Genomic DNA, 14,468 nt, shown 5'->3' with positions numbered 1-14,468 from the left:
CGGTGTGTCAGCGAAACGGTTGCATCTGACCTACCGCTCTCGCGAGCAAGCTCACTCCTACAAGGTCGAACGCGCTTCATCTTTTTGTTTTTTCCTGCCGGACTACCGGCCCGATTTTTTTCTCAAGGAGTGACACCATGCTGGTGATGCGCCCCGCGCAAATGGCGGATCTGAGCGAGGTTCAACGACTCGCGGCAGACAGCCCGATTGGTGTCACGTCCCTGCCGGATGACGCTGGACGTCTGAGTGACAAGATTGCGGCGTCCGAAGCCTCGTTCGCGGCGGAAGTCAGTTTCAACGGCGAAGAGACCTACTTCTTTGTCCTCGAAGACACCGAGTCCGGTCGTCTGGTGGGCTGCTCCGGGATCGTCGCTTCGGCGGGTTATTCCGAGCCGTTCTACAGTTTTCGCAACGAAACCTTCGTCCACGCCTCCCGTGAACTGAAGATCCACAACAAGATCCACGTGCTCTCGCAGTGCCACGACCTCACCGGCAACAGCCTGCTGACCAGCTTCTACGTGCTGCCTGAGCTGGTCGGCACGCTGTGGTCGGAACTCAATTCCCGTGGCCGTCTGCTGTTCGTCGCCAGCCACCCGGAGCGCTTCGCCGATTCGGTGGTGACCGAGATCGTCGGTTACAGCGACGACCACGGCGACTCACCCTTCTGGGACGCCATCGGCCGCAACTTCTTCGACATCAACTACGCCGAAGCCGAGCGCCTGTGCGGGCTGAAAAGCCGGACCTTCCTCGCCGAGCTGATGCCCCATTACCCGATCTACGTGCCGCTGCTGCCCGATGAAGCGCAGGAAGCCATGGGCCAGGTTCATCCGCGTGCCCAGATCACCTTCGACATCCTGATGCGTGAAGGCTTCGAGACCGATCATTACATCGACATCTTCGACGGCGGGCCGACCCTGCACGCGCGGGTGTCCGGCATTCGCTCCATCGCCCAGAGCCGCGTCGTGCCGGTCAAGGTCGACACGGTCAGTACCGGTGATGCGGTGAAGGGCGGGCGGCCTTATCTGGTTTCCAACGGCCAGTTGCAGGACTACCGCGCCGTAATGCTGGAACTGGACTGGGTGCCAGGCAAGCCAGTGGCCCTGAGCCTGGCCGCGGCCGAAGCGCTGGGTGTCGGCGAAGGCGCCAGCGTGCGCATTGTCGCGGTCTGAAAGCCGGGCTCGATGGATGAGATGAGTTGACGGTGATGGGCGCTGCAGTCGCAGGCCGACGCCGTAAAGCAGGTTAGCGAGTTCGCCGGCGGTTGCAGAACCACCGGCATGAGGAGAAAGCATGATCGTTCGTCCCGTACGCAGCAGTGACCTTCCGGCGCTGATCGAGCTGGCGCGCAGCACCGGCGCAGGCCTGACCACCTTGCCGGCCAATGAAGAGCGTCTGGCGCACCGGGTCGGCTGGGCCGAGAAAACCTTCCGTGGCGAGGCCGGGCGGGGCGACGCTGACTACCTGTTCGTGCTCGAAGATGACGACGAGAAAGTCGTGGGCATTTCCGCCGTCGCGGGCGCCGTGGGGTTGCGCGAGCCCTGGTACAACTACCGGGTCGGCCTGACGGTCAGCGCTTCTCAAGAGCTGAATATCTATCGGGAGATCCCGACGCTGTTCCTGGCCAACGACCTCACCGGCAACTCCGAGCTGTGCTCGTTGTTCCTCCACGCCGACTACCGCAACGGCCTCAATGGCCGCTTGCTGTCCAAGGCGCGGATGCTGTTCATTGCCGAGTTTCCGGAGCTGTTCGGCACCAAGACCATCGCTGAAATGCGCGGCATCTCCGACGAACACGGCCATTCGCCGTTCTGGGAAAGCCTGGGCCGACACTTCTTCAAAATGGAATTCAGCCAGGCCGACTACCTCACCGGGGTCGGCAACCGCGCCTTCATCGCCGAGCTGATGCCGAAGTTTCCGCTGTACAGCTGCTTCCTCTCAGAGGCAGCGCGTGAGGTCATTGGCCGCGTACACGTCAGCACCGAACCGGCGCTGGCCATGCTCAAGGCCGAAGGTTTCAGCTATCAAGGTTACGTCGACATTTTCGACGCCGGCCCGGCCATCGAGTGCGAAACCAGCAAGATTCGCGCAGTCCGCGACAGCCAGGCGCTGGTGCTGGCCGTCGGCACACCGGGCGACGATGCGACGCCATTCCTTATCCACAACCGCAAGCGCGAAGACTGCCGCGTGACCGCTGCGCCTGCGCGCCTTGCCGCCGGCACGTTGGTGGTCGATCCACAGACGGCCAAGCGCTTGCGCCTCAGCGCCGGTGATCAAGTTCGCGCCGTGCAACTGTCGCCCGCTCGGGAGAGTATTTGATGAACACTTTGTACATTGCCGGTGCCTGGCAGGACGGGCAGGGCGACGCATTCGAGTCCCTGAACCCGGTGAGCCAGCAGGTGATCTGGTCGGGCCAAAGCGCGACGGCTGAACAGGTTGATGCGGCGGTCAGATCCGCCCGACAGGCGTTTCCGGCCTGGGCGACGCGCAGTCTGGACGAGCGCATTGCCGTGCTCGAAGCCTTCGCCGCTGCGCTGAAAAACCGCGCCGATGAAATCGCCCGTTGCATCGGTGAGGAAACCGGCAAGCCGCTGTGGGAATCGGCGACAGAAGTGACCAGCATGGCCAACAAGGTGGCGATTTCGATTCAGAGCTACCGCGAGCGGACCGGCGAGAAGAGCGGCCCGCTGGGCGACGCCACCGCCGTGCTGCGACACAAGCCCCACGGTGTGGTGGCGGTGTTCGGTCCTTACAACTTCCCGGGTCACCTGCCTAACGGGCACATCGTGCCGGCGTTGCTGGCGGGCAACACTGTCGTGTTCAAGCCTAGCGAGCTGACACCCAAAGTCGCCGAACTGACCGCGCAATGCTGGATCGAAGCCGGTCTGCCGGCGGGCGTGCTCAATCTGCTGCAAGGCGCGCGGGACACCGGCATCGCACTGGCGGGCCATTCAGGGATCGACGGGTTGTTCTTCACCGGTTCCAGCCGCACCGGCAATTCCCTGCATCAACAGTTCGCCGGTCGCCCGGACAAGATTCTTGCCCTGGAAATGGGTGGCAATAACCCGCTGGTGGTCGATCAGGTCGCCGACGTCGATGCCGCGGTGTACACCGTGATCCAGTCGGCCTTTATTTCCGCCGGCCAGCGCTGTACCTGTGCCCGCCGCCTGCTGGTGCCCCAGGGTGCCTGGGGCGATGCATTCCTGGCGCGGCTGGTTGAGGTGACCTCGACCATTCAGGTCGGCGCATTCGATCAACAGCCGGCGCCGTTCATGGGCTCGGTGATTTCCCTGTCCGCTGCGCAGGCACTGATCGATGCTCAGGAAGTGATGCTGGCCAACGGCGCAGTTGCCCTGCTCGAAATGACCCAGCCTGCCGCGCAATCAGCGCTGCTGACGCCGGGCATCATCGACGTCAGTGACGTGGCAGATCGTGAGGATGAGGAACTGTTCGGCCCGCTGTTGCAGGTGATTCGGTACGCTGATTTCGACGCAGCCATCGAAGAGGCCAATGCCACGCAGTACGGGCTGGCGGCGGGGCTGTTGTCGGATTCCCAGGCGCGCTATCAGCAGTTCTGGCTGCAGAGCCGTGCAGGCATCGTCAACTGGAACAAGCAACTGACCGGCGCGGCGAGTACGGCACCGTTCGGCGGTGTCGGCGCCTCGGGCAACCATCGCGCCAGCGCCTACTACGCGGCGGATTATTGCGCGTACCCGGTGGCGTCGCTGGAGACCGAAACCCTGGCGCTGCCTGCCAGCCTGACGCCCGGCATCACCCTGAACTGACCGCGCTCCTTGATAGCGCAGCGCACATCGAAGAATGTGCACATAAAAACAGATCCACGGAGCCTCACCGATGAAATCCTGTGAAGTCAACTTTGACGGTCTAGTGGGCCCGACCCACAACTACGGTGGGCTGTCCTACGGCAACGTCGCGTCCCAGAACAACTGCCAGCAATCCTCCAATCCGCGCGAGGCCGCTTTGCAGGGGCTGGCCAAGATGAAAGCGCTGATGGAGATGGGTTTTACCCAGGGCGTGCTGGCCCCCCAGGAACGTCCTGACGTGGCCGGTCTGCGCAAGCTGGGCTTCAGCGGCAGCGACGCACAGGTCATTGAGCGCGCGGCCAAAGAGTCGATGCCGCTGCTGGCCGCCAGCTGCTCGGCGTCGAGCATGTGGGTGGCCAACGCCGCCACGGTCAGCCCGAGCGCCGACACCGCCGACGGCCGCGTGCATTTCACCGCCGCCAACCTCAACTGCAAATACCACCGCAGCATCGAGCACCCGACCACCAGCCGCGTGCTCGGCGCAATGTTCGCCGATCAGCAGCATTTCGCCCACCACGCGGCGCTGCCTGCCGTTGCCCAGTTCGGCGACGAAGGCGCGGCCAACCACACGCGCTTCTGCCGCAGCTACGGGGAGCCCGGCGTCGAGTTTTTCGTCTTCGGCCGCGCCGCCTTCGACAGCCGTTTCCCCGCGCCGCAGAAATACCCGGCGCGCCAGACCCTCGAAGCCTCCCAGGCCGTTGCGCGTCTGCATGGCCTGAGCGCCGAAGGCGTGGTCTTCGCCCAGCAGAACCCGGCCGTGATCGATCAGGGCGTGTTTCATAACGACGTGATCTCGGTGGGCAATGGCGAGGTCCTGTTCTATCACGAGGACGCATTCCTCAATACCGAGCCCATGCTCGCCGAGCTGCACAACAAACTCGGTCAACGGGGCGGTCGCTTCCAGGCCATTTGCGTGCCGCGCAGTGAAGTGGCCGTGGAAGACGCGGTGCGTTCGTACCTGTTCAACAGCCAGTTGCTGTCCCGCGCCGACGGTTCGATGCTGCTCATCGTGCCGGAAGAGTGCCGCAGCAACGAGCGCGTGTGGCATTACCTGCAGCGCCTGCTGGCGGACGACAGCCCGATCAGTGAGGTCAAGGTATTCGATCTCAAGCAGAGCATGCAGAACGGTGGCGGCCCGGCGTGCCTGCGTCTTCGCGTGGCCCTGAATGAAACCGAACTGGCGGCGGTCAATCCAGGCGTTATCATGACCGCGCCGCTGTACGACACGCTGACGCAGTGGGTCGACAAGCACTATCGCGACCGCATGAGCGACAGTGATCTGGCCGATCCCCAACTGCTGATTGAATGCCGTACGGCGCTGGACGAGCTGACGCAGCACCTGAAACTGGGCGCGGTCTATCCTTTCCAGATCAATTGATGCACCCCATCCGTTGCGCCTGCGCCCAAGTGGCGTCAGGCGGCGATGTTTTTGCTTTTACAGAGAGAGTTTTGCCATGACCGACGCGCTGCGTTTGATCCTCGAAGACACCGACGGCACTCAGCTGGAAACGTCCTGCACCCGTCTTGCCGTTATCTGGCAGGGCAAAGAAGTCTGGATTCAACAGGACGGCCGTGGCCAGTTGCTGATCGGCGTTGACGTCGAAGAGGGCGATGCCGAATACGCCAACCTGCTGCTGCGTCCATTGGCGACCAACCTGGTCAGCCTGCAGCTGGAAATGGAACCGGCTGACATGAGCGGCGACGACGAAGAAGGCCACGTGCACGGCCCAGACTGCACCCACGACTAAGCCTGCGCAGGAAGCTCCCCATGCTCGCCCTCGGCAAACTGCTTGAACTGACCCTCGCGGGTCGCGAACCCGCGGAAAAGACTCAGCTGACCGTCGACGGCGTTCGCATGCGCTGGCTCGCCGAGGGAGCGCTGGAAGTCAGGCCTCCCGAAGCGCGGGACAATGGCACCGACCTGCTGCTGTCCGCCGGCATCCACGGCAATGAAACCGCGCCCATCGAGTTGCTCGACGCGCTGATTCACGCCATCGCCCGGGGCGAACTCAAGCCTCGCGCACGTATTCTGTTCCTGTTCGGCAATCCCGAAGCGATGCGCAGCGGCGGGCGTTACGTCGAGCAGGACGTCAACCGGCTGTTCAATGGCCGTCATGAGCACAGCGGCGGCAGCGAAGCCTTGCGCGCCTGCGAACTCGAGCGTCTGGCCGCCAGCTTCTTCAATATTCCGGGCCGTTACCGCCTGCATTACGACCTGCACACGGCGATTCGCGGTTCGAAGATCGAGCAGTTCGCGCTGTACCCGTGGAAAGAAGGCCGCGCCCATTCCCGCCGTGAACTGGCCCGGCTGCGCGCTGCGGGCATGGAAGCGGTGCTGCTGCAGAACAAGTCCTCGATCGTGTTCAGCGCCTACACCTACGACAAGCTCGACGCTGAAGCCTTCACCCTGGAGTTGGGCAAGGCACGCCCGTTCGGGCAGAACCAGCAGGTCAATCTCGACAAGCTGAAGTCCTGTCTCGAACGCCTGATCACCGGCACCGAAGCCGATGAGCCTGGGGATCTGAACGGGTTGCAGCTGTTCAGCGTAGCCCGGGAGATCATAAAGCACAGCGACGCCTTCCGCCTGAACTTGCCAGCGGACATCGAGAACTTCACAGAACTTGAAAAAGGCTACGTGCTGGCCGAAGACCTGGCCGATTCACGCTGGGTCATAGAAGAAGAGGGCGCCCGGATCATCTTCCCCAACCCGAACGTCAAGAACGGGCTGCGGGCGGGGATTCTGATCGTGCCGGCGACTGACGAGACATTGGCCTGACGCGACCTGTTCAAATCGCAGTCGCTCAATGATTGCAGGAGCGCACTTGGTTGTGACGGCTCTGGTTGAGTCAGGCGGGGCATCGGTGATTTTCCCGCTAATGCGGACTTGTGGGAGCCGAGCTTGCTCGCGAAGGGGCCGGTACATCCGCTAAATTTGTAGCGGCTGAAATGCCGTCTTCGTGAGCAAGCTCACTCCCACATGACCGTGTTCACTACGCCACATTGCGGTGTTTTCAACGGCCCTATATATCTTGCCGTTGAAGTGCCGGTTTCAGTGGGCGCCTCGTGATCAACCCGCCGCTTTCTGCCCCTCACTCACCCGACGCACTGCACGCAGCTTTGTCAGCGTGTCCGCGCAGGTCTTGGCCGCTTCCTGACCCTTGTGTACGAAGTGATCGAAGAAGAACTTCTGGTGCTCTTCACCGGCGTGGAAGTGGTGCGGGGTCAGCACGACCGAGAACACCGGCACTTCGGTGTCCAGCTGAACCTGCATCAGCGCGCTGATCACCGATTGCGCGACGAACTCGTGGCGATAGATGCCGCCGTCGACCACCAGACCTGCAGCCACGACACCGCCGTAGCGACCTGACTTCGCCAGCAACTTGGCGTGAAGCGGGATTTCGAACGCGCCGCCGACTTCAAAGAAATCGATGTCGGTCTCGGTGTAACCGTGTTGCGCCATCTCGGCGACAAAGCCCTTGCGCGCCTGATCGACGATTTCCTTGTGCCAGCAGGCTTGAATGAAAGCGATGCGCTCGTGAGCGTGAATGGCGGTAGGTTGCATGTGTTCTGACTCCTGTTTAATGAAAAAAACAGGGCGTTTTGGATCGAATGGGATGCCAGGGTACGTGCGAAACCGTCCGCGACGTCAAGCGCCTGGATTGGTCTGGAAACGATCCTGTTGTGCCAGTCCCGTTCTCTCTTCATCCGGACTATACCGTCGGCCCCGGGATCACACCGGGTCTGCTGACCTTGCATTGAGGGTAAGCTCGCTGCAAGCGCTCGCGGGCTAGACGCATTGCGCGCCATTACCGCCGGTGGGGAATCGCACCCCGCCCTGAGAACGTTGCCAACGGCGTTTTCCGTCGGCGTGCAGTTTGTAACATAGATTTCCGGGATTCGCTTGGAGCCTTTTTGATGGTTTTCATCAGCTTTTCTTATAAGGCGTCTTGGCATTCCAGTTCCAAGCCTTGATTATCGACGCCCCGGGCCTCAGAACTGAGGCTCGACCCTAATGAACGGGAGCTTCATCGTGGCGGTTATCGATCTGCGCAGTGACACCGTGACTCAACCCTCGGCCGGCATGCGCGACGCCATGGCCAGCGCGCCCCTTGGCGATGACGTGTATGGCGAAGACCCGACGGTCAACCGGCTGGAATCGTGGCTGGCGGAGCGTCTCGGTTTTGCCGCCGCGCTGTTCGTGCCGACCGGCACCATGAGCAACCTGCTCGGCCTGATGGCTCACTGTGAGCGCGGCGACGAATACATCGTCGGCCAGCAGGCGCACACCTACAAATACGAAGGCGGCGGCGCGGCGGTGCTGGGCTCGATCCAGCCTCAACCCCTCGACAACCAGGCAGACGGATCGCTGGACCTGAATCAGGTCGCCGCCGCCATCAAGGCTGACGACTTTCATTTCGCCCGCACCCGCTTGCTGGCCCTGGAAAACACCATGCAGGGCAAGGTCTTGCCGATGGAATACCTCGCGGCGGCCCGAGCATTCACCCGTGAAAAAGGGTTGAATCTGCACCTCGACGGCGCTCGCCTGTACAACGCCTCCGTCAAACTGGGTGTGGACGCGCGTGAGATTGCCCGGCATTTCGATTCGGTTTCCGTGTGCTTGTCCAAAGGGCTCGGCGCGCCGGTCGGCTCAGTGCTGTGCGGCTCAAGTGAGTTCATCGCCAAGGCCCGGCGTCTGCGCAAGATGGTCGGCGGCGGCATGCGTCAGGCTGGCATCCTGGCAGCAGCGGGGTTGTACGCGCTGGAGCATCAGGTCGAGCGTCTGGCCGACGACCACGCCAATGCCACCGCCTTGGGCAAAGCGCTTGCGGACCTTGGTTTTGACGTCGAGCCGGTGCAGACCAACATGGTTTACGTACGGATCGGCGATCGCGCCCAGGCGCTCAACGCCCTGTGTGCCGAGCGCGGTATCGTGCTGAGTGCTGCGCCGCGGTTGCGCATGGTCACCCATCTGGATGTGACGGCTGCGCATCTGGACAAGGTGGTTGCGGCATTTGCCGAATTTGGCGCTCGCTGATCGGGTGATCAGCCCGATTGCCGGTTTCTATCGAATAACACGCTGTACCGAGCGTACAACGCCTATATAATGCGGCCCTTTGCCGTCGCTGCGTCGAACGACGCTATGCATGTGCCAGGCCGCAGTTTCCGTGGAAGAACCTATGAAAAGCGCAGAAATCCGTGAAGCCTTCCTTCGCTTCTTCGAAGAGCAAGGCCACACCCGAGTCGCCTCCAGCTCCCTGATCCCGGGCAACGACCCGACCCTGCTGTTCACCAACGCAGGCATGAACCAGTTCAAGGATTGCTTCCTCGGCCAGGAAAAACGGGCCTACACCCGCGCCGTCAGCAGCCAGAAATGCGTGCGTGCCGGTGGCAAGCACAACGACCTGGAAAACGTCGGTTACACCGCGCGTCACCACACCTTCTTCGAGATGCTGGGCAACTTCAGCTTCGGCGACTACTTCAAGCGCGACGCAATCACCTACGCGTGGACCTTCCTCACCGGCGTGCTGAACCTGCCCAAGGAAAAACTCTGGGTCACGGTTTACGCCTCGGACGACGAAGCCTACGACATCTGGACCAAGGAAATCGGCGTGCCGGCCGAGCGCATGGTGCGCATCGGTGACAACAAGGGCGCGCCGTACGCCTCCGACAACTTCTGGACGATGGGCGACACCGGCCCGTGCGGCCCGTGCACCGAGATCTTCTACGACCACGGCGCCGACATCTGGGGCGGCCCGCCGGGCTCGCCGGAAGAAGACGGCGACCGCTACATCGAGATCTGGAACAACGTGTTCATGCAGTTCAACCGCACGGCCGACGGCGTTCTGCACCCGCTGCCCGCGCCATCGGTCGACACCGGCATGGGCCTCGAGCGCGTCAGCGCCGTCCTGCAACACGTCAATTCCAACTACGAAATCGACCTGTTCCAGAGCCTGCTCGCCGCTGCTGCAAAAGCCATCGGTTGCAGCAACGACAATCAGGCCTCTCTGAAAGTCGTCGCCGACCACATCCGTTCGTGCGGCTTCCTGATCGCCGACGGCGTGCTGCCGTCCAATGAAGGCCGTGGCTACGTGCTGCGCCGCATCATTCGTCGCGCTTGCCGTCACGGTAACAAGCTGGGCGCCAAGGGCAGCTTCTTCTACCAGATCGTCGCCGCACTCGTCGCCGAAATGGGCGAAGCCTTCCCTGAGCTGAAAAACCAGCAGGCGCACATCGAGCGCGTGCTCAAGGCCGAAGAAGAGCAGTTCGCCAAGACCCTGGAGCAGGGCTTGAAGATCCTCGAGCAGGATCTCGCCGAACTCAAGGGCACCATCGTCCCCGGCGATGTGGTGTTCAAGCTCTACGACACCTACGGTTTCCCGATGGACCTGACCGGCGACATCGCCCGCGAACGCAACCTGACCCTCGACGAGGCCGGTTTCGAACGCGAGATGGATGCCCAGCGTGAACGTGCGCGTTCTGCCAGCTCCTTCGGCATGGACTACAACAGCCTGGTCAAGGTTGACGTGGCCACGCAGTTCACCGGTTACAAAGCCACCGCAGGCGAGGCCAAGGTCGTCGCCCTGTACAAAGACGGCCTTGCGGTCGAGCAATTGAGTGAAGGCGAGGACGGCGTGGTCATCCTCGACCAGACCCCGTTCTACGCAGAGTCCGGCGGCCAGATTGGCGACAGCGGTTACCTGACCGCGGGCGATGCGCGCTTCGACGTGAGCGACACCACCAAGACCGGCGGCGCGTTCCTGCACCACGGTGTTCAAGTGTCGGGCAGCCTGAAAGTCGGCACCACCGTCAGCACCGAAGTGGCTGCCGAAGTTCGCCAGGCCACGTCGTTGAACCACTCCGCCACGCACTTGCTGCACGCGGCGTTGCGCCAGGTGTTGGGCGATCACGTTCAGCAGAAAGGCTCGCTGGTCGACAGTCAGCGCCTGCGTTTCGACTTCAGCCACTTCGAAGCCATCAAGCCCGAGCAGATCAAGGCGCTTGAAGACATTGTCAACGCCGAAGTCCGCAAGAATACGGCCGTCGAGACTGAAGAAACCGACATCGAGACCGCCAAGAAGAAAGGCGCCATGGCGTTGTTCGGCGAGAAGTATGGCGATAACGTCCGCGTGCTGAGCATGGGCGGCGGTTTCTCGGTCGAGCTGTGCGGTGGCATTCACGCCAACCGTACCGGCGACATCGCGCTGTTCAAGATCATCAGCGAAAGCGGTGTGGCCGCAGGCGTGCGCCGTATCGAAGCGGTCACCGGCGCCGTGGCGCTGGAGTACTTGAACGCGGCTGAAGAACAACTGAAGGAAGCCGCGAACCTGGTCAAAGGCAATCGCGACAACGTTCTGGACAAGCTGTCGGCGGTGCTGGAACGCAATCGTCTGCTGGAAAAACAACTGGAACAACTGCAGGCCAAGGCGGCCAGTGCTGCGGGCGACGATCTGTCGGGCTCGGCAGTGGACGTCAAAGGCGTCAAGGTTCTTGCTGCCCGTCTCGACGGTCAGGATGGCAAGGCGCTGCTGGCCCTGGTTGACCAATTGAAGAACAAGCTCGGCCGCGCAGTGATCCTGCTCGGCGGGGTGCATGAAGACAAGGTCGTGCTGGTGGCAGGCGTCACCAAGGACCTGACTGGCCAACTCAAAGCCGGTGATTTGATGAAGCAAGCGGCTGCCGCTGTAGGCGGTAAAGGCGGCGGTCGTCCTGACATGGCGCAAGGCGGCGGTGTTGATGCTGCCGGACTCGAAGCAGCGCTGGCACTGGCTGTTCCGTTCGCCGAACAAGGTATTTAAGTCGACCCACCCGGAGCCTGTCATTCGGGTTCCGGCGCTTCGCGGTTTGAATGATAACGGGCGCCCTTCATGGGCTGAGGCGGCTTTGAGATGGCTTTAATCGTACAAAAGTTTGGCGGCACCTCGGTGGGTTCGGTAGAGCGCATCGAACAGGTGGCCGACAAGGTCAAGAAATTCCGTGATGCGGGCGATGATCTGGTGGTCGTGCTTTCGGCCATGAGCGGCGAAACCAATCGCCTGATCGAACTGGCCCGGCAAATCAGCGACCAACCGGTGCCACGCGAGCTGGACGTCATCGTTTCCACCGGCGAGCAGGTCACTATCGCACTGCTGGCCATGGCGCTGATCAAGCGCGGCGTTCCGGCTGTGTCGTATACCGGCAATCAGGTTCGCATCCTCACCGACAGCGCCCATAACAAGGCGCGGATTCTGCAGATCGATGATCAGAAGATTCGCGCTGACCTGAAGGCCGGTCGTGTGGTGGTGGTCGCCGGTTTCCAGGGTGTCGATGAAGACGGCAACATCACGACCCTGGGTCGTGGCGGTTCCGACACCACCGGCGTGGCGCTGGCTGCGGCATTGAAAGCCGATGAATGCCAGATCTACACCGACGTCGATGGTGTCTATACGACTGACCCGCGTGTTGTGTCGCAGGCCCAGCGGCTGGACAAGATCACCTTCGAAGAAATGCTGGAGATGGCGAGCCTCGGTTCAAAGGTCCTGCAGATCCGCGCGGTCGAATTCGCCGGCAAGTACAACGTCCCGCTGCGCGTACTGCACAGCTTCAAGGAGGGTCCAGGCACCCTCATTACCATTGATGAAGAGGAATCCATGGAACAGCCGATCATTTCGGGCATCGCCTTCAACCGCGACGAAGCCAAGCTGACCATCCGTGGCGTGCCAGACACCCCGGGCGTTGCGTTCAAGATTCTCGGCCCGATCAGCGGCGCGAACATCGAAGTCGACATGATCGTGCAGAACGTTTCGCACGATAACACCACCGATTTCACCTTCACCGTTCACCGCAATGATTACCAGGCCGCGCTGCAGGTTCTGCAGAACACCGCCAACGAAATCGGCGCTCGCGAAGTCATTGGCGACACCAAGATCGCCAAGGTTTCCATCGTCGGTGTCGGCATGCGTTCCCATGCCGGGGTTGCCAGCCGCATGTTCGAAGCGCTGGCTAAGGAGAGCATCAACATCCAGATGATCTCGACGTCCGAAATCAAGGTTTCGGTGGTGATCGAGGAGAAGTACCTGGAGCTGGCCGTGCGCGCGCTGCACACTGCCTTCGAACTCGACGCACCGCGTCAGGGCGAGTAAGCCTTGGGCAGAGGGCGCGGTTTCTGCTGCGCCTTCTGCGAGTGGATGTGCGCAAGTCGCTATTCTTTTTCCGGCGCTGGTCGATACTGAGGCATGGACCTGCGGCCTCTGGCTCGGGATCATGCCGTTTGTCTGTGCAGACTGTAATCCCTTGAATGTAAGCCGTAAGGAGATAGGTATGCTGATTCTGACTCGCCGGTGTGCGGAAAGTCTGATCATTGGTGATGGTGAAATCACCGTGACCGTGCTCGGCGTAAAAGGCAATCAGGTGCGCATTGGGGTCAACGCGCCCAAGGAAGTGGCTGTTCACCGCGAAGAGATTTACCTGCGTATAAAGAAAGAGAAGGACGAAGAACCAAGCCATTAATTTTTATTGAATTTTTGGTTTGCAAACGGGGAAAAGGGTGGTTATTATACGCCCCGTGTTGCGGAGAGCTGGCCGAGTGGCCGAAGGCGCTCCCCTGCTAAGGGAGTACACCTCAAAAGGGTGTCGGGGGTTCGAATCCCCCGTTCTCCGCCATTATTTGCTTAGTACGTTGTAATCTGGCTTGATCTGTAAGTTGTTGAATTTACTAGAAAAAGTGCTTGACCAAGAGATTTGACGGCCTATAATGCGCGGCAACAAATGCACTCGTAGCTCAGCTGGATAGAGTACTCGGCTACGAACCGAGCGGTCACAGGTTCGAATCCTGTCGAGTGCACCATTTAAGCGTTGTTTGTAGTGATACGAATAACAGTCTTAAGTTAGAAAGAGCCTGGCTTCAACAGGTCTTCGGAAGCACCACTCACTTCCAGAAGTAAAATGCGATGCCCAGAGGTGAACTGGTTTAAAAAGCGCCATCTGCACTCGTAGCTCAGCTGGATAGAGTACTCGGCTACGAACCGAGCGGTCACAGGTTCGAATCCTGTCGAGTGCACCATAAAACGAAAAGCCCGCATGCAAATGCGGGCTTTTTGCTTTCTAGCGTTTGCCTTTTACACAGCCGTGTTCATCGAATGACACCTGTCTGCTGCGTCCCTTCTTCTCCTCATACACATAACGTACTTCAGCGTTACGGCTGATGATCTTGTCCGGTCGCCCCAGCAAGTTTTCCACGTCGCGTTTGCTCATTCCCGTTGGCGTCTGCTGATTGATAATCGCCTTGCGACGCTGCTCCGCGCTCAGGATATTTCCGCAACCATCATCGCGCTGACCCACGACCACCACTTCGTTACTTTTGCGCTTTTGCAGGGCGTCCGTTTTTGCAGGCGGAGGAGGGAGTGTGAAGGTCGTGCCTGAAGCCGGGTTGATACCCTGCGCCGCTGTCGTGTGCCCGCTGGGGCAAGCCAGTGTGGTGAACGTCACGTTGCCGCTCTGATCCTGGCAGCGATTGACGGTGGTTGCGCCTGCGCCGAGTGGCGAAAACAGCAGCAGGGTGATGAAGAGCTTTTCAGTGTTCAGCGGCATCGCGATGTCCTCCCTGACCAGTGTCCGAGAAGGGTAGCGATGAGGATTTCTCGCGGCGAGCGGGTTTTGTTCACCGGATGT

The 14,468-nt window shown here is 61.2% G+C and carries 12 protein-coding genes, 3 tRNA genes and 1 riboswitch; of the genes, 13 read left to right on the top strand and 2 right to left on the bottom strand.

Annotated features, from left to right (window positions below; translation table 11 throughout):
- Positions 1-137: 137 nt before the first annotated feature.
- The 6 genes from aruF (at position 138) to astE (ending at position 6,597) form a co-directional block, all read left to right on the top strand.
- Positions 138-1,169, top strand: coding sequence for an arginine/ornithine succinyltransferase subunit alpha (aruF, locus tag QMX88_RS22550; protein ID WP_192171002.1), 1,032 nt, complete (start codon positions 138-140; stop codon positions 1,167-1,169).
- Positions 1,170-1,290: 121 nt separating this feature from the next.
- Positions 1,291-2,316, top strand: coding sequence for an arginine N-succinyltransferase (astA, locus tag QMX88_RS22545; protein ID WP_282372439.1), 1,026 nt, complete (start codon positions 1,291-1,293; stop codon positions 2,314-2,316).
- The gene (astD, locus tag QMX88_RS22540; RefSeq protein ID WP_282372438.1) at positions 2,313-3,782 is read left to right on the top strand and encodes a succinylglutamate-semialdehyde dehydrogenase; all 1,470 of its coding nucleotides are present in this window, start codon (positions 2,313-2,315) and stop codon (positions 3,780-3,782) included. Before astA ends, astD begins: the two co-directional genes overlap by 4 nt.
- 70 nt (positions 3,783-3,852) lie before the next feature.
- Entirely contained in the window at positions 3,853-5,199 is a 1,347-nt protein-coding gene (astB, locus tag QMX88_RS22535) for an N-succinylarginine dihydrolase (RefSeq protein WP_192171004.1), read from the top strand.
- A 76-nt stretch (positions 5,200-5,275) separates the two neighbouring features.
- Positions 5,276-5,569, top strand: a complete 294-nt coding sequence (locus tag QMX88_RS22530) for a topoisomerase II (protein WP_065986195.1) — start codon at positions 5,276-5,278, stop codon at positions 5,567-5,569.
- 20 nt (positions 5,570-5,589) lie between these two features.
- Positions 5,590-6,597: a succinylglutamate desuccinylase gene (astE, locus tag QMX88_RS22525; protein WP_282372437.1), complete on the top strand. Its 1,008-nt coding sequence runs from the start codon at positions 5,590-5,592 to the stop codon at positions 6,595-6,597.
- A 291-nt stretch (positions 6,598-6,888) separates the two neighbouring features.
- Here the strand turns inward: astE and QMX88_RS22520 are convergent, their stop codons facing one another.
- Positions 6,889-7,383, bottom strand: a complete 495-nt coding sequence (locus QMX88_RS22520; RefSeq protein WP_282372436.1) for a 6,7-dimethyl-8-ribityllumazine synthase — start codon at positions 7,381-7,383, stop codon at positions 6,889-6,891.
- A gap of 126 nt (positions 7,384-7,509) precedes the next feature.
- Positions 7,510-7,668, bottom strand: a riboswitch (FMN riboswitch).
- Between the two features lie 183 nt (positions 7,669-7,851).
- On the opposite strand from QMX88_RS22520, the gene ltaE reads away from it, so the two are divergent.
- The 7 genes from ltaE (at position 7,852) to QMX88_RS22485 (ending at position 13,860) form a co-directional block, all read left to right on the top strand.
- A complete protein-coding gene (gene ltaE / locus QMX88_RS22515; protein ID WP_282372435.1) occupies positions 7,852-8,856 on the top strand; it encodes a low-specificity L-threonine aldolase in 1,005 nt (334 codons plus the stop codon).
- A gap of 142 nt (positions 8,857-8,998) precedes the next feature.
- The gene (gene alaS / locus QMX88_RS22510) at positions 8,999-11,617 is read left to right on the top strand and encodes an alanine--tRNA ligase (protein ID WP_282372434.1); all 2,619 of its coding nucleotides are present in this window, start codon (positions 8,999-9,001) and stop codon (positions 11,615-11,617) included.
- Between the two features lie 90 nt (positions 11,618-11,707).
- The gene (locus QMX88_RS22505) at positions 11,708-12,940 is read left to right on the top strand and encodes an aspartate kinase (protein ID WP_065986190.1); all 1,233 of its coding nucleotides are present in this window, start codon (positions 11,708-11,710) and stop codon (positions 12,938-12,940) included.
- A gap of 178 nt (positions 12,941-13,118) precedes the next feature.
- Positions 13,119-13,307 (top strand): carbon storage regulator CsrA, encoded by a 189-nt coding sequence (csrA, locus tag QMX88_RS22500; RefSeq protein ID WP_002554426.1) that lies wholly within the window; start codon positions 13,119-13,121, stop codon positions 13,305-13,307.
- A 62-nt stretch (positions 13,308-13,369) separates the two neighbouring features.
- A tRNA-Ser gene (locus QMX88_RS22495) sits at positions 13,370-13,460 on the top strand.
- Between the two features lie 107 nt (positions 13,461-13,567).
- Positions 13,568-13,644: transfer RNA gene (locus QMX88_RS22490), tRNA-Arg, on the top strand.
- A 139-nt stretch (positions 13,645-13,783) separates the two neighbouring features.
- Positions 13,784-13,860, top strand: a tRNA-Arg gene (locus tag QMX88_RS22485).
- Between the two features lie 41 nt (positions 13,861-13,901).
- On the opposite strand, the gene QMX88_RS22480 is transcribed toward QMX88_RS22485, so the two are convergent.
- Positions 13,902-14,387 (bottom strand): DUF4124 domain-containing protein, encoded by a 486-nt coding sequence (locus tag QMX88_RS22480; RefSeq protein WP_282372441.1) that lies wholly within the window; start codon positions 14,385-14,387, stop codon positions 13,902-13,904.
- Positions 14,388-14,468 lie beyond the last annotated feature (81 nt).

The organism is Pseudomonas sp. PS02290 (assembly GCF_029960075.1).
In the GTDB taxonomy this organism is placed as follows: Bacteria; Pseudomonadota; Gammaproteobacteria; order Pseudomonadales; family Pseudomonadaceae; genus Aquipseudomonas.
This window is presented reverse-complemented; position numbering and strand designations above follow the sequence as displayed.